At 53.2% G+C, this 13,966-nt stretch carries 16 protein-coding genes; 6 read left to right on the top strand and 10 right to left on the bottom strand.

Features of this window, described 5'->3' with window-relative positions:
• The first annotated feature begins 18 nt into the window (after positions 1-18).
• Entirely contained in the window at positions 19-543 is a 525-nt protein-coding gene (locus tag RA28_RS00830; protein WP_039522695.1) for a GNAT family N-acetyltransferase, read from the top strand.
• On the opposite strand, the gene RA28_RS00825 is transcribed toward RA28_RS00830, so the two are convergent.
• The 3 genes from RA28_RS00825 to RA28_RS00815 form a co-directional block, all read right to left on the bottom strand.
• Positions 544-999, bottom strand: a complete 456-nt coding sequence (locus tag RA28_RS00825) for a DUF6653 family protein (protein WP_241481039.1) — start codon at positions 997-999, stop codon at positions 544-546.
• A gap of 112 nt (positions 1,000-1,111) precedes the next feature.
• Entirely contained in the window at positions 1,112-2,293 is a 1,182-nt protein-coding gene (locus RA28_RS00820) for a flavin-containing monooxygenase (RefSeq protein ID WP_039522691.1), read from the bottom strand.
• A gap of 174 nt (positions 2,294-2,467) precedes the next feature.
• On the bottom strand, positions 2,468-3,550 hold the full coding sequence (locus RA28_RS00815; protein ID WP_052261221.1) for a class I SAM-dependent methyltransferase: 1,083 nt from the start codon (positions 3,548-3,550) through the stop codon (positions 2,468-2,470).
• A 114-nt stretch (positions 3,551-3,664) separates the two neighbouring features.
• On the opposite strand from RA28_RS00815, the gene RA28_RS00810 reads away from it, so the two are divergent.
• Positions 3,665-4,693 (top strand): GlxA family transcriptional regulator, encoded by a 1,029-nt coding sequence (locus RA28_RS00810; protein ID WP_039522690.1) that lies wholly within the window; start codon positions 3,665-3,667, stop codon positions 4,691-4,693.
• Positions 4,694-5,348: 655 nt separating this feature from the next.
• Here the strand turns inward: RA28_RS00810 and RA28_RS23105 are convergent.
• Positions 5,349-5,558: an AbrB family transcriptional regulator gene (locus RA28_RS23105; RefSeq protein ID WP_039522688.1), complete on the bottom strand. Its 210-nt coding sequence runs from the start codon at positions 5,556-5,558 to the stop codon at positions 5,349-5,351.
• 364 nt (positions 5,559-5,922) lie between these two features.
• On the opposite strand from RA28_RS23105, the gene RA28_RS22355 reads away from it, so the two are divergent.
• The 3 genes from RA28_RS22355 to RA28_RS00795 are packed head-to-tail and all read left to right on the top strand — an operon-like array spanning position 5,923 to position 7,633.
• Complete coding sequence (locus tag RA28_RS22355; protein ID WP_206539606.1) at positions 5,923-6,369, top strand: DCC1-like thiol-disulfide oxidoreductase family protein; 447 nt, start codon at positions 5,923-5,925, stop codon at positions 6,367-6,369.
• Positions 6,366-7,217: a methyltransferase family protein gene (locus tag RA28_RS00800; protein WP_039522686.1), complete on the top strand. Its 852-nt coding sequence runs from the start codon at positions 6,366-6,368 to the stop codon at positions 7,215-7,217. Before RA28_RS22355 ends, RA28_RS00800 begins: the two co-directional genes overlap by 4 nt.
• 17 nt (positions 7,218-7,234) lie before the next feature.
• Positions 7,235-7,633, top strand: coding sequence for a DUF4149 domain-containing protein (locus RA28_RS00795; RefSeq protein WP_039522683.1), 399 nt, complete (start codon positions 7,235-7,237; stop codon positions 7,631-7,633).
• Positions 7,634-7,644: 11 nt separating this feature from the next.
• Here the strand turns inward: RA28_RS00795 and RA28_RS00790 are convergent, their stop codons facing one another.
• The 3 genes from RA28_RS00790 to RA28_RS00780 form a co-directional block, all read right to left on the bottom strand.
• A complete protein-coding gene (locus tag RA28_RS00790; RefSeq protein WP_241481038.1) occupies positions 7,645-8,886 on the bottom strand; it encodes an ABC1 kinase family protein in 1,242 nt (413 codons plus the stop codon).
• A gap of 84 nt (positions 8,887-8,970) precedes the next feature.
• On the bottom strand, positions 8,971-9,444 hold the full coding sequence (locus RA28_RS00785) for a DUF427 domain-containing protein (protein WP_039522677.1): 474 nt from the start codon (positions 9,442-9,444) through the stop codon (positions 8,971-8,973).
• Between the two features lie 188 nt (positions 9,445-9,632).
• On the bottom strand, positions 9,633-10,751 hold the full coding sequence (locus RA28_RS00780) for a pyridoxal phosphate-dependent aminotransferase (RefSeq protein WP_039522668.1): 1,119 nt from the start codon (positions 10,749-10,751) through the stop codon (positions 9,633-9,635).
• Positions 10,752-10,792: 41 nt separating this feature from the next.
• On the opposite strand from RA28_RS00780, the gene RA28_RS00775 reads away from it, so the two are divergent.
• Positions 10,793-11,548: an N-acyl homoserine lactonase family protein gene (locus tag RA28_RS00775; RefSeq protein ID WP_039522660.1), complete on the top strand. Its 756-nt coding sequence runs from the start codon at positions 10,793-10,795 to the stop codon at positions 11,546-11,548.
• Between the two features lie 48 nt (positions 11,549-11,596).
• Here RA28_RS00775 and RA28_RS00770 read toward each other — a convergent pair whose 3' ends face one another.
• The 3 genes from RA28_RS00770 to RA28_RS00760 form a co-directional block, all read right to left on the bottom strand.
• Positions 11,597-12,325: an SDR family NAD(P)-dependent oxidoreductase gene (locus RA28_RS00770; protein ID WP_039522657.1), complete on the bottom strand. Its 729-nt coding sequence runs from the start codon at positions 12,323-12,325 to the stop codon at positions 11,597-11,599.
• A gap of 266 nt (positions 12,326-12,591) precedes the next feature.
• A complete protein-coding gene (locus RA28_RS00765; RefSeq protein ID WP_152611983.1) occupies positions 12,592-13,050 on the bottom strand; it encodes a YdeI/OmpD-associated family protein in 459 nt (152 codons plus the stop codon).
• Positions 13,051-13,276: 226 nt separating this feature from the next.
• Positions 13,277-13,822, bottom strand: a complete 546-nt coding sequence (locus tag RA28_RS00760) for a YdeI/OmpD-associated family protein (RefSeq protein WP_039522651.1) — start codon at positions 13,820-13,822, stop codon at positions 13,277-13,279.
• Positions 13,823-13,966: the final 144 nt, after the last annotated feature.

Raw genomic sequence — 13,966 nt, 5'->3', positions numbered from 1 at the left:
GCTGGTGCCTTTGACTGAATGAATGAACTTATCGAAGTGATCGCTATGATTGAAACTGAACGCCTGTTCCTTCGCAAACCGCAATCTGATGACCTAGCTGGCTGGACCACCTTCTTTACCTCAGAACGCGCTCGGTTCGTCGGTGGCGGCAAAGGCAAGACCGATCTTGCCTGGCGTGTCTATGCAGTTTTTCTTGGGCATTGGGCGCTTCACCAAACGGGGCCCTTTGTGATCTGCCGCAAAGACTCTCAAAAAGCTATTGGTATAGCTGGTCCGTGGTATCCAAACGGATGGCCCGAGAAAGAGCTCACATGGTCTATTTGGTCGACTGAAGACGAGGGCCAAGGTTTTGCTGCTGAGGCTGTGACCGCGCTTGGAACTCATGCTTGTAAATTCCTGAAATGGTCGCGGGCTGTAAGCTATATTGACCCGGACAACACAGCATCAATTCGATTGGCTGAGCGGATCGGATGCGTGTTGGATGCGAGTGCCCCGACGCCCGATGATGATCCAACACTGGTCTATGTTCACCCAAAGGAATAGCTAACGCGTCGCGCCAAACCCACCCATGTCCTCGAAAAGCCAGACCATTCGATCCAGGAACCAGAGCTTACCGCCCATCACTGCAATGAGGCCAGCAACAACTGGCCATGGCTCCAAGACCCAGAGCCCCCATGTGAGTGGGAGCAGACCAAGACCACTAGCAGCTGCAAGAATATGGGGCATCCGCCTGTGACGTTTTGGGATAGGGTCGGTTTTGCGGGCGATCCATATGCGTTCGCCCAAGACACCCTTGGACATCCAATTGTCGAGACTTTTCGGTTTTGGGAAAGCGCGCGGGTTCCACCATGTCCAAAAACAAACCAGCGCCAGAGGTAAAAGGGACCACCACCCAAGCCAAGCGCGGCTCCAGATGGCAACAACAAAGAGCGGAGGGATCGTGATGCGGCTCCATCCGCTCCAGGGGTTTGCATGACGCTCCCACACCTCATTCGACATGGACATAAGGCGCTCAGAAAAAGTGTTCCGGGTCATATTGATACCTCGAAAAGCGAATGAGCGATGGCGGCGATGATTTCGCGTTCACCGCCAACGCGTCCATCGCTTGCGACTATGCAACAAGCTTGGCCTGACGCGAAGGCTGATCGCGTACCAACGTCTCGGCCTCGGACAAAATACCGTTTCCAATCCGTTGGGCACCTTTTGCGGCTGAAAAGAAGTAACCTTGGAACTCGGGCCTAAAGCCGTTGAACCAAAGCCCCGACAAGGCGGGAACATGTTCACCCGTCGGATACTTGGGAATACCGACCTCGTTCAGAACGCCCAGATGACCAAGCAATGGTTCCAATGCAGTTTTGTAGCCCGTGGCGCAAATCACAACATCCGGTTCAAATGTGCGATAGCAATCAAATGAGACACGGTCATCCCAAAACTCCGTGACTTCGCCGACAACCTTGAACCGACCATTTTTGATCGCCGCCACGAAGCCATCGTCGATTGCGAAGGCAGTGCCGTCGGTGGCCAACCGTGTTCCCCCGCCCATTGAATGCGAAGTCAGGCCATACTTCCTCAAATCGCCAAAGAACAAACGCTGGGTCAATGCAATGGCCGGATCAACCATCCAAAGCGGCATGGCCGCAAAAAGATGGGCCGCGCGGTGCAGCGGGAAGCCAAAGACACGTTGCGGTACAATGGAAGGGCCATGGCGAACAGAGATACGAACATCTTTGGGCTTGTGCCGAGCGAGATGGTTCAGGACGTCACCGCCAGAGTTGCCGGCACCAACAACAAGGACTTTCTTTCCATCATATTGTGAGATGTCGCCAAGGTTGGCGGCATGGATGACTTTTCCTTTGAAACGCTGCAAACCGCGCCAGCTGGGAATATGCGGACTTCGGTCACGTCCAGTGGCAATCACCATGTTTGGAGCATCAAAGATGCGGCTGCCAGCCGTCACGCGCCACCCATTGGGTGTCTGATCAATGCCCGACACAAGAACTCCGGTCTCGATGCAATCCCGAAGATCAAACGCAAAATCTTCGAGGTGCCGAACGAGCGTGTCTCGCTTCAAATAAGCCCCATCAATACGTGGTGCGGGTTTGCCCGGCAGTGCAGCGAATTTGCGATGAACATTCAGCCGAAGCGCCGGGTGACGCTGCCGCCAGTTCCATGCGATGCGGTCAGATGCATCCAAGACGGTTACAGGGATGCCCCGGTTCTGCAAGACATGCGCCGTGGCGAGGCCGGTCAAACCGGCCCCTATTATGAGTGTGTGTTTGTCGAAGTGTTTCATTACCCATGTCCTATCGAGATCGGTGCAACACCCCATCGGGCAGGCCGTCGATCAAGCCGATGTCCCGTTGGATGCTTCTTGGAAGATTTGTGACGATGGGTTTCTTGCTCGCGTCGAAGAGACGCTGAATAATGCGCATAATCATAAGATGTTCCTTAGATGAATCGATCATTCCTAGCGTCGCGCGACGAAGTAAGCGTTGACCTGATCATGAGGAAGCCGGTGCATCTGCACATCCGCAAACCCAGCTTCTGCGAGAAACTCCTGAGCGGTTTCAACACCCCACATCGTCCCAAGGCCCGGACCACCCTGGCCTATGGAAATCGGCGTGCAGTGCATCAGCGAGATGGTGAACAATAACGGCGCGAGTGGGTTTTCCATGTTAGTGACAAGGTCGCGGGAACCGCCAATGTCCTGCATCAGAAATACGCCGCCTTCGTTCAACGAATTGTAGATGGTCTTCACGAGTCCAAGCGGGTCTTTTTGATCGTGAACGGCATCAAAGCCGGTTACGAGATCAAACGCGCCAAGCGTTGCAACCGTACTCAGGTCCAGCGTTTTGAAGGACAGGTTGTCCATCCCATCCTTGATTGCCTGAACCCGCGCCTCGGCAAAGGCATCCTCACAAAGGTCTATCCCAGTGAATGTGCTGTTCGGAAATGCTTCGGCCATTTTGAGGAGAGCACGACCACCGCCACATGCGACATCAACAACATCGATGCCGTCTTCCAAGCGTTCGATCAGACCGGAAACAATGGGCAGGATGTTGTCGGTCAGAGACATGACAGTGGTTTGGTAGCTGTCTTCCGCCATAACTTCGTGGAAGCGTAGAAAGTGGTCGTAGTGAAGTCCGTCACCGCTCACAAAACGCTCGATCATTTGCTCTTCAACCGAAGCCGCCACACCGACGAACTGGCTGGTTACCGCTATGTTGTTTGGAGCGGCAGCGCGCGTCAGGAATGCGGCGTGTTCGACAGGAAGCGAGTAGGTTTGCACCTCTGGCTGATAGTCAACGATGCGCGAGGTCACCATGACAGCCAGCCACTCCCGCACGTAGCGCTCGGAAAGACCTGCGGACGCAGCCAGAGCCTCAGAACGGCTCGGAGGTAGAGCCGCCATAGCATCGAATAGGCCGACGCGGTGTCCGAGTGAAATCATGATCGAGGTCGCAGCGTTGGTGATTGTACCGACAAGTTGACCTGCGAAGGCTTCAGCACGCTCCGCGTCAAAGTCGGCGGGCAAGGAAAGATCGTTCATTTGTGTCTCCGTATTTGAATGCGCAAAAGCGCTCAGCTAGAGACCAGTTGCATGATACCGACGAGTCGGTTTAGCCTTCACTTCGACAAAAACGGCTTAAATCGGACATCTGTAATGCCAAAATCATTCGAAACAGTTGTTGTAGGTCTTCCTTGGGCCGGAACTTCGACCGTCTACGCCATCCTGGATGTGCTTGCGTCCGTGGGCCGGGATTGGGCCATGTTACATGGTGAGCAGATGCATCCGTCCCCATTCCGTGCGCGTCTTTGCACCCCAGATGGCACTGCTTACCGCGACTTGAATGGCCGCTTGATCACCCCGGAATCCGTGCTGCCCAATCCCTCACAAACCGATCTTGTCATCGTGCCCGACCTGCATCTCGACCCGTGGAAGCCTCTTCCAGAGGAGTTGAAGCCAATAGCGGATTGGGCCGCTCAAGTGCATGAAGCGGGTGGTATTGTGACTTCAGTTTGCTCCGGCGCGTTGTTGCTCGGATTGAGTGGGCTACTCAATGGCGTTGATGCGACAACCCACTGGGCTTACTCGGAACGGCTTGCCAAAGAATTTGAGGGAGTGCGTGTTCACCGTGAGCGGGTTTTGATACCGGCTGGGGACGGGCATCGCATTGTGACTGCTGGCGGAGCCTCAGCCTGGGCCGACCTTGTCCTGTACCTCATCGCGCATCTTGTTGGGTGCGAAGAAGCCCGTCGCATTGCTAAGCTCTATCTCATCGAACCACATTCCCAGGGTCAGATGGGCTTTGCATCCTTGTCTGCCAGTCGACAACATTCGGACGCCGTGGTCGGTGGTCTGCAAAGCTGGATCGCCGTCAACTACGAGCACTCCAATCCGGTACAAGAAATGGCACGTAAGGCTGGAATGACCGAGCGAACGTTACTGCGTCGCTTTCGTGCTGCAACCGGTCAGACGCCGAGTGATTACGTACAAACCGTGCGCGTTGAAGAGGCAAAGCAGGCTCTCGAGACCTCCGACACGCCGATTGACGAGATCGCGGGCGAGGTCGGGTACGCCGAGCCGTCGGCGTTTCGGACAGCGTTCAAGAAACGTGTTGGATTGAGCGCCAGCGAATACCGCCGAAAGTGGCAGGCAAAACTGAACCATGCGCTTGGAGACGCAATCTGACGTCTGCTCCAGGTTTGTTTAATTCCGTCCACTGAATTTTGCAAAGTCGGCTTCCTGCGCATCGCAGACCTTCGCGAGAATCCAAGGTTCCTTAGGGAGGCCTTTTGCGGGATTGAGCAATGCAAAGGGCCATAACTGCGACGACTAAGCCATAAACTGATTGAATTCGTCGCTAATGCGGACAAACGCACAGCGCAAAACTATGGGCGAACTACGCAAATTTATGGGGTGCGCGAAGTGTCATGGGCAAACCTACAGCCCCTGTCGGTACGCGCATAAAGCTGCATTCCTATCATTGATTTTATTCAGAAAATCTGGGTGTCTTCGCCCATAATTTTGCACAGTAATTGCGCATAAGTTTGCACGATTTACCCATAAGTTTGCACTGTTCACCATACGCGCTCAATTGTCGATTGTCTTAGCGTAGCTCGATCAACTTGAACGCACCAAAACTCAATCAAAAGTGCATTTTGACTGGAATAATTCAACCCAAAACCGAACAACACAACTCAATTGCGAGGTTTTGGTAGATCCCTTTCAATGAAGCGCGGCTCGGTCGGCCTTCTCGCAAGCAGCCAACTAGTACTTTGGCGATATACAAGCTTTGCAGTAAAGGCGGCATCGATTGCTGAGCAAGTGAACTCCATCGGATTCCTCAGTGCTTGATATCCCGCTTTGACAGAGCCGCTACGAGAACAGGTGCCAAAACAAGCGCCGCCAAGACCCTAAAAATATGATGCACGCCGACGAACGCAACATCGCGACCAACGCTCACCGCTATGATTGACATCTCCGCCAAGCCTCCAGGTGAATAGGCCAAGACAAGTGCGACCGGGTCTGTCTCCAACACGTTCGCAACAGCCAAGCTGCCCTACCAGAGACGAGTTCGCATTCGTCTAGCAGAACCGTGGAGCCTGCATAAGAGGCTAGACACCAGAGTGAGCTATGACGGGGTTGTGTAAACACGGTGCAGCAATTTATACCTATGGGCTTGGAGCCTTTTTCGCTGTCTTTCACATAAGTGATTTGAGGCGGCCAAAAGCAGACATTCTCAAATAGGCATTGCGGTCTCCAGATGCGGACAATTCTACCGTTGAATTTAGCGAGCTGCTACGCAAGTTGCGTCCTTGTACCACATCTGGTTTTCGCTGCTGAACCCTCGTTTCTTAAGCATATGCGCTAACTCCTGGAAAAGATCGGGCGCACCCCACTGGTAGAGGTCAAACACAGTGCTCAAAACGGAACGAGTTAAGGTTGCAGTCAAATCGGCTAAAGCCGATCAAGCGTGCACTACGGTGTACTACGACGGATCTTGCCCGCTTTGCTCAGTTGAAATCGGGCACTATGCCGCCTGTGAGGGCTCTGATGGTTTGCATTTTGTCGACGTCTCAAATTCTGATGTGCGTCTTGGTGACGATCTAACGCGGCAAGAGGCAATGGGTCGGTTTCATGTACGCCTAGCGGATGGAAAACTTGTTTCGGGCGCGCGCGGCTTCACAGAGCTTTGGGGCGCTTTACCCAAATGGCGTTGGTTAGCGCGTGTCGCAAGGTTACCGGGGATTTTGCCTTTGCTAGAGCTTGCGTATCGGTGTTTCCTGCCGCTTAGGCCGATGATCTCGCGGATCGCGTCTTGGGTTGGAGCAAAGCCGGTCAACCAGACAGATACGCTGTCATGATCAGCCCGGGCGACCGTCATTTCGAACGACTGGTCCGGCTCGTAAGAGGGGTTTTTGAGCCTGCTCCTGGCACCGGTCGCATCATACTCGCAATTTGTTTTGGGTTCCTTACGCACACCATCTTTGCCGCCGCCGTTCTTGCAATGGTGGTGGCCATGTTTTTTGGTATGAGCAAAAGCCTTGGAGCCGTGCCTTGGCCAACCGCCGCGTTCGCCAACGCCACTTTGCTTCTGCAATTTCCGGTGACGCATTCGTTCCTATTGTCGAACTCCGGTAAGAAATGGCTCTCTGGCCTCGTCCCAAGTCCCCATAGGGCGACATTGAGCACGTCCACGTACGCAATCATAGCCTCGCTTCAACTGCTCGCGCTCTTTGCGCTTTGGACCCCCACAGGAGTCATCTGGTGGCAGGCGAATGGTTGGACATTCCACCTGATCACCGCGCTCTATGCAGCGTCTTGGGGGTTACTGATTAAAGCCAGCTGGGATGCCGGGGGCGAGGTTCAATCCGGCGCATTGGGTTGGATGTCATTAATGCGAAACGCCAAACCCGTTTTCCCGGACATGCCCACAACTGGATTGTTCCGCGTGATACGTCAGCCAATCTACGTCGCCTTTGCTTTGACACTGTGGACGGTGCCAGTATGGACCCCGGACCAGCTTACCCTCGCCGTCGCGCTGACAAGTTATTGTCTTGCCGCGCCGATGCTCAAAGAGCGACGATTTGAAAAGCGATTTGGCCAGCGTTTCCGAGACTATAGAGACGACGTTCCCTATGCGATCCCACGACGCGCCAGCAGCGTGCATCATTCGGCTGGGGAGTCGGGGCGATTTATTGCCCGTGACTAAACAAGGAATGAAGACAAATGCTTGAATTCGCTTTGCTCACTACCGCGCTTATGTTTGGTGGAACGGTACTCTATTCGTTCGGATTCGCGGCGTTTGTTTTTAACGCGCTCCCAGCGGAGGCGGCAGGACCGCTTATAAGGAGGGCCTTCCCCCACTTTTACCTGTTTGTTATGGCCACAGCAGGCGCCGCTACTATTCTGCTCATCGCCAGAGATTCAGTGTCGAGCGCAATAATGGGAATTATCGCTGTAACAACGGTGTTCGCACGGCAGGTTCTGATGCCCGCAATCAATAGCGCTACTGACACGGGCGATACTCGCCGTTTCAAGCGGTTGCACACGCTATCTGTCCTTATCACGCTGGTTCATATCGGAGCCGCGGGTTTTGTAATTGTTCGACTTGCTGGTTTGGCGTGAATCGTGGCCGTTCAGATGACGTACTTTTCAAGAAGCGTCTTCACGGGTAGCGAGGCCCTCAATCGAGTGGCCAACAGGAACATTCCCCCAATCTTTCGCTGGAGGTAAAGAACGTCCATTGGCACCTGGGGTGGGATATAGCCGGCCTCAGCCAAGGCCATGCCGTCATTGTTCAGGCGTTGGGAAAGCGTTCGGTCAGAGAAATCAAATTCCTTCGCCGATAGAATTGCTTCGAAAACGCTGCGGATCATTCCGAGGATCCGGTCGTCAAATGGGCCATCACCTTCAATAAGCTTTAGTTGTATGGCAGCCCTACGAAGCGCCGCGCTGTCTTCAAGCAAACCGGCGCGCAAAAGATCCACGTATCCATCTATTGCAGATGGTTGCAGTGCGCGTGCCGCGCCAAAATCCAAGAGACTGATTTTTCCATTGGATGGGTTGTATCGGTAATTGGCAAAGTTTGGATCGCTCTGCATCATACCGAACTCGAAAACCTCGCGCAGCGTGAGATTGACCAAGGCCTCTGAGACTCGATTGCGTTCCTCGCTTGTCGCATCACTCACGGCCTCGATAGGGTGACCTTCCAGAAAGGACATCGTTAGAACTTCTTGCGTGCTCCAATCTGGATAGAACTCTGGGATTTTAAACGCTTCATCGCCCTGCAATAGGTCAGCAAAACAGCGCAGATATTGCCCCTCGCGTTCATAGTCCGTTTCTTCATGTAATTGACTGCGCGCCTCTTCGATATACGGAGCCATATCGAAGCTTTGGGGAAGCAGACCTGACATGCGAACCAGAGTGGCAACATTGGCCACGTCGCTGTCAATACTGCGCGCGATACCGGGATATTGCACTTTGATCGCCACATCGCGTCCGTCTTTCAGTGTCGCACGATGTACTTGCCCAATGCTCGCTGCCGCTATGGGCCTAACGTTGAAAGCTTTGAAGGATTTTCGCCAATCTGCACCCCAAGCTCGGTTCAGGACGTCACGCAATTGTTTCGTTGGCATGAAATGCGCCTGATCTCGTAAACGCGCCATGATGTCAGCCAGTTCAGGCGGCAAGACCTCACCTGCATCCATCGAAAACAACTGACCCACCTTCATCGCGGCGCCTCGCATACGCGCAAGCTGATCCGCAACGCGTGTCACGTTGCCCGGTGTCATCAATAAACCACGCATGTCGGGTCGCGCACCGCGACCGATCTCACTTAGGGCGCGTACTGCCACGTTCCCCGCAATGCCAGCTGTCATGCTGCTCAAACCGGCAACACGGAACAAACGGCTTGTAGGAACGGCCATAGGGATTGGCGAGGATTTAGGGTCCGTCATCTATCCTCACCAAAATTCCGTACCCGGAGCGCCTTTTATACGACCCTTCAAGTTCTCAGTGACCCAACCTCCATAGAAGTCCCCGGGTTGCGGGATCACCCGGTACTCACCAACAAAACAAGCGTCCATAAGTCCGGCGTAAAAGGCGAGATAGCCCTTAATCTGTTCAAATTTGATGGTTGGTGCAGCATAACTCCACGCAGCTTTCTTAGCCGCAGCTGCACCGCTCTGAACGTCCCAGTAGCTCGCAACACCCTTCCACTCGCAGAATGATCTACCCGAGGCCTTTGTCAGAACGGCATCAATGTCTTGCGGCGGAATATAATACGTGGGGGCGTGATGGGTTTCGAGAACCTGAAACGCCTGATCGGTTTCCACGATTGTTTGACCGCCGAGCTCGATCCGCACTCGATGAGGAACTGCCCGCAGCGCAGGTGGTCGCGGATAGTCGTGGACGTTTTCAGTTGTCCAACCTGTCATTTCGAACCTTGGTTATGAATCAGTTATTCCATCTTCGAACTAGCGCACCGACAGCGTTATTCTAGCGATAGAGCTTTCAGCGTATGGCAGGTGAACTTGCACCAAAATTGGGCGTAGTGTCAGCTTGGGACGGGCAACGTTATTTGACCGACTTTGCAGCCCGAACCGTCGAAATGAGTGTCCTAAATCTACCAGTTTGCCAATAGTTCGCCCATGCGCTCTAGGCCAAGGTCGAGGTTGGCAGCAGCACCTCCCCCCACACCCAGTCGGATGTGGTTCTGCATCCCGTAAGACGAACCCGGTAGTAGAAATGTCCGATAGGGATCGGCGAGCAAGCGTTTGGCGAACACGTCGCCATCAATCCCATCGAGCCGTGCCAAACCAATTAATCCAGCCTGAGGTTTGACCCAATCGAGGTTGGGCTGATCGGCAACAAATCCATCCAGGCGTTCCAACGTTTTCATCCCAGCTGCCCGTGCAGTTTTCAAAGCCTGATTATATCGGTCAGACCTCAAGGCGATTTCGGCGATGACTTCGCCGAGAATATTCATAATTTCGCTCGAGTTTTCCCGCAGAATAATAGCGTCCCAAATTAGATCTGGATCACGGCATATCATCCAGCCGGTGCGCAGCCCCTGGAGCCCCAGTGCCTTGGAAACGCTGCCCGTCGTGATACCCCTGGGATACAAACCGGCAATCGAAGGGGCGCGGGATCCGACCCACTCCAATCCTGCGTAAACCTCGTCAACAACCAGCCATGCTCCGACGCGATCTGCAATCTGAACAAGCCTTTCCAACTCTGCTCGGGTCATCAACTGCCCGGTGGGGTTATTGGGGTTGGTTATAAAGATGAGCCGAGTGCGCTCCGTTACTGCGGCCTCAACTTCGTCTAGCGGCAATACCCAACCAGCACTCTCTTCGCGGTCGACAACTTTTAGCGTCGCGCCAACTGCCTCTGCCAATACGCCCGCCTGTGGCCAGCCTGGGCGTTCCGTTACGACTTCGTCGCCCGGTTGGACCAATTGCATGAATGCAAGATAATTGGCTTCCGCGGCGCCGGCGGTGATCAGGACGTCGTCTGGTTCGCAAACATCAGACAAGCCAGCGCGGTCCAAAACATGCCGTCGTAAAGCAGGCAGACCCCGAAAGCTCTTTTGGTTCCAATCCAACGGCAGCGCTGGATCCAGCGCATCCATGAACTCACCCAAGCGCGGCGACTCGGACAAGGAAAACCCAACGAAAGCTTCTGGATCTGCTTCCGTGGTATCCAGTAGGTATTGAAAAAGTGTGTGTATCTTGACTTTCATGCTCTACTCAAAATCTTTGTAGCCAATCAGGGAGATAGTCTGTGCAAGCAGAGGGATTTGTCAAAGGGCGACCGATTGACCTTGTGGTTTTGGACTACGGGCTGTTCAAGGTCCATTCCACTGGCCGTATCATAGGGATCTGCGGGTTTCTGATCCGGACAGATTTGGGAGAAGCAATACTCATCGACACTGGATTTCCTGAAAAATACGTCATTGATACCGACGCCGCGGTCAAAGAAGATCGATTGTTCGAGTTTGGCGAGGTTCTGAAGTGCGAACCAGATAATCTGCCACGCGCACAGCTGGCAAAACTTGGGCTTATTCCGTCAGATATTACACTACAGATTTGTACGCACACCCATATCGACCATATCGGTGCATTGGGCGACTTTCCAAGCAGTCCAATTCTTGTCTCTTCTGCGGAGCGAGCCTTACCTCGCCCCTTGTATTGGGGCGACATAAGGCCTTTGGAATGGCCCGATCAGGATTATCTCTTGGTTGATGGCGACGTAGAGATTGGGCCGGGTATCTTCGTTTTGATGGCACCTGGTCATGCGCCTGGCCAGATCGCGGTAATGGTCGATCTTCCGTCTGGAACGGTTTTATTGACCAGTGATGCGATCTCACGACCAGCAGAAATCGACGAGAAGTTTGCCGGGTCTTGGGACGAAGATGCAGCAATTGCCAGCGCAGACAGGTTGATGCGTTTGGCATCCGAGCGCGATGCCTTTGTAATCTATGGGCATTGTCCAAAGCAGTGGCCTGTTCTGAAAAAAGCACCAGAAGTCTACAGTTGATCCCACCCCTTGGACCACTTTCCCGAAAAGTGATGTCGCACCACAGAGTTATCTGACGTCGCGTCCTTGGTTCAGAATAATCACGTTCCCACTGGAAGCATCGCCAGCCGGCGAAATGAGAAAACCGACCCAAGAGGCGATTTGCTCGGGTAGCATCGCGCGTCCATGAGGCATGGCATTAACAGCTTTCTCCAGGACGTCCTCAGTCAACACATTGAATAGCGGCGTTTCAGTCATGGCAGGTGCCAGAGAATTCACACAAATTTTTTCCCGTGCGTATCGACGGGCAAGGTCTTTTGTAAGGGTATCCATCGCCGCTTTTGAAGCCCGGTAATGGGGAGGGTCGAACACATCAAAATTATAAGCACCGTTCGATGAGATATTTACAATCTTCTTGATACCTTCGCGTTCCAACATCAATTGGACCGCCTGCTGGCAACAATAGAATGCCGAGTTAAAGTTGATTGCCATCTGTTTTTTGAGTTCCTCGGGCGGAATGTTCGGAAAGTCAGACATGAAGCAAGTGCCAGCGTTGTTTACCAAAGCATCCAGACCGCCATGGGCTGTCTTAATGCGCTCGAACGTTTGATCCACGGCCAAAGGATCCGTTAGGTCAACTGAAATAGGTGTGAAGTCCGAACTTAGTTCTGATGCCAGTTCGCTTAGACGCTCTTCTTTGAGGTCCAGACCAATCACATGCAACCCGTTTGTCTGCAATTGGCGGCAGATGGCCTGCCCCATGCCTCCCACGGCACCAGTCACAACCGCTGTCTTCATAGAAACTCCTCCCACCTTGGTATGATTTGGGATTCTTCGAATTATAGAAGGAGACTCTCAACCCTTTTTTATGAAAGCCGCGAAAGTCAATTCTGCTTGAGTTCAGTGCACATCCGTTTTGGGCTCATAGCGGATGTTGGCCGAAATGTAGCCAACGACTGCAATGTGGAAAATAGCTGTCGTTCAAAACGGTCGAACAAATGTCGGCTTACGCGACCAACGCACCTCAACACTCGACAGCACGTTGTTGAGGCGCATCTATTGCATTACTCGCGTAAAAACCTGATCAACTGCGCGATGCGTTTCACGCGCGTTTCTGCTCGCTTCGCAGTGTTAACGGTATGAAGAAGACCGCGTTGCTTGCCTGGTGTCAACGCAGACCACGTGTCACTGAGAGCTGCGGTGCGAATGGCCGATATCACGTCGTTTGGCACTTCCACGACCTTTGGATCAGCTTTGCGTAGGCGGACGTCGATGCTCTCACCGGGTGAAATACCAGCCGAACGAAGAATAGTCTTCCCGGTGTAAACAAAGGTCTCAGAAATGGCTGGGGAATTCGTGAGAGCCATATTGAAAGGATGATCATTCAACTCGATTTCCACGCGTTTCGTACCCAATTGTTTGAGCGCAGCGGCAATTTCATCCGGGATGGGCAAGACCGTATAGGTGCTCTTGCCCCATTCCATTGGCTCGATGCGGCCTGTAAACAAAAACCAATCAGCCACTTGTGTCTCCCTCGCCTTTCGTATTGATGGTTTGGTCGCTGATGGGTTCAAGTTGGTTAATTGGAGGCGAGTTATCGCACATTAAGCAACCGTCGAAATGTTCTCGCGCTTCTTCGCACCCAGAGGGGTGTCTAACTGCTGATCAGTGGCCACGCTGTTCCAATTGCTACACTGCGGTCAAAACTAACGCTAGGAAAGGTGTGAAAGTTTCCCAGCGGTGAATTCGCTACATCTGCGGAAGTCTCTCTTCCATGCTCGTCGCATGTGCGATTTCGATTATTCGTTTTTCTCGCGTTTCTTCAGTCTTTGCCAGGTGAAGCCAACGAAGGACGTTCCTTTGGTAAGATGGAGGAAAACTCTGCCATTTGCCAATATCAATACTGGCCGCAAGATCAACCGGAACAGTAAGCGCATCCACTTCGGCGTAGAACTCCCAAAGGCCAGATGCCTGTCCTGCCTCGACCGCAGCTTCACCAGCAGGCTTCATTTTGCCTTCGCTCCGCAACCTCTCAACGCGGTCCTTGTAACTCTTCGACCACGCCTGTTGTTTGCGCGGCGATATCAGTTGTGATGTTCTGTTGTCATCAACAGCAAACCTTCTGCCATCAATCCAGCCATACGCAATCAAAGCGTCAAGGACTTCTTCGCGACTGACATATTTATCTTGATGCGCCGCTTTCCACGTAACGAGCAGAATGCTGTCACTAGACGAGTGGTTTCGTTCCAACCACGCCCAGAGATCAATTGCAGACTTTACTTCGAGATGATCCATGAAGAACAAGTAGTCGCGTCTTACCTAATTTCACTACGAGCGGCGCTAAAAAGATCTAATTACAGTTGCTCAAATACGAACAAAGGCCAAACGGCGTTGGAACGAAACCAAGTCCACTTTCATTGTGGGAATGTCAGCTTTACG

The sequence above is a fragment of the Ruegeria sp. ANG-S4 genome, from assembly GCF_000814005.1.
Lineage (GTDB): Bacteria > Pseudomonadota > Alphaproteobacteria > Rhodobacterales > Rhodobacteraceae > Ruegeria.
Note: the sequence above shows the minus strand (reverse complement) of the source record. Positions and strands in the feature narration are given on the sequence as shown.

Excerpts from the sequence above, each read along its gene's own strand:
- RA28_RS00830 (WP_039522695.1), top strand. The coding sequence starts at position 19 with ATGAATGAACTTATCGAAGTGATCGCTATGATTGAAACTGAACGCCTG.
- RA28_RS00825 (WP_241481039.1), bottom strand. The coding sequence starts at position 999 with ATGTCGAATGAGGTGTGGGAGCGTCATGCAAACCCCTGGAGCGGATGG.
- RA28_RS00820 (WP_039522691.1), bottom strand. The coding sequence starts at position 2,293 with ATGAAACACTTCGACAAACACACACTCATAATAGGGGCCGGTTTGACC.
- RA28_RS00815 (WP_052261221.1), bottom strand. The coding sequence starts at position 3,550 with ATGAACGATCTTTCCTTGCCCGCCGACTTTGACGCGGAGCGTGCTGAA.
- RA28_RS00810 (WP_039522690.1), top strand. The coding sequence starts at position 3,665 with ATGCCAAAATCATTCGAAACAGTTGTTGTAGGTCTTCCTTGGGCCGGA.
- RA28_RS00800 (WP_039522686.1), top strand. The coding sequence starts at position 6,366 with ATGATCAGCCCGGGCGACCGTCATTTCGAACGACTGGTCCGGCTCGTA.
- RA28_RS00795 (WP_039522683.1), top strand. The coding sequence starts at position 7,235 with ATGCTTGAATTCGCTTTGCTCACTACCGCGCTTATGTTTGGTGGAACG.
- RA28_RS00790 (WP_241481038.1), bottom strand. The coding sequence starts at position 8,886 with ATGACAGCTGGCATTGCGGGGAACGTGGCAGTACGCGCCCTAAGTGAG.
- RA28_RS00785 (WP_039522677.1), bottom strand. The coding sequence starts at position 9,444 with ATGACAGGTTGGACAACTGAAAACGTCCACGACTATCCGCGACCACCT.
- RA28_RS00780 (WP_039522668.1), bottom strand. The coding sequence starts at position 10,751 with ATGAAAGTCAAGATACACACACTTTTTCAATACCTACTGGATACCACG.
- RA28_RS00770 (WP_039522657.1), bottom strand. The coding sequence starts at position 12,325 with ATGAAGACAGCGGTTGTGACTGGTGCCGTGGGAGGCATGGGGCAGGCC.
- RA28_RS00760 (WP_039522651.1), bottom strand. The coding sequence starts at position 13,822 with ATGGATCATCTCGAAGTAAAGTCTGCAATTGATCTCTGGGCGTGGTTG.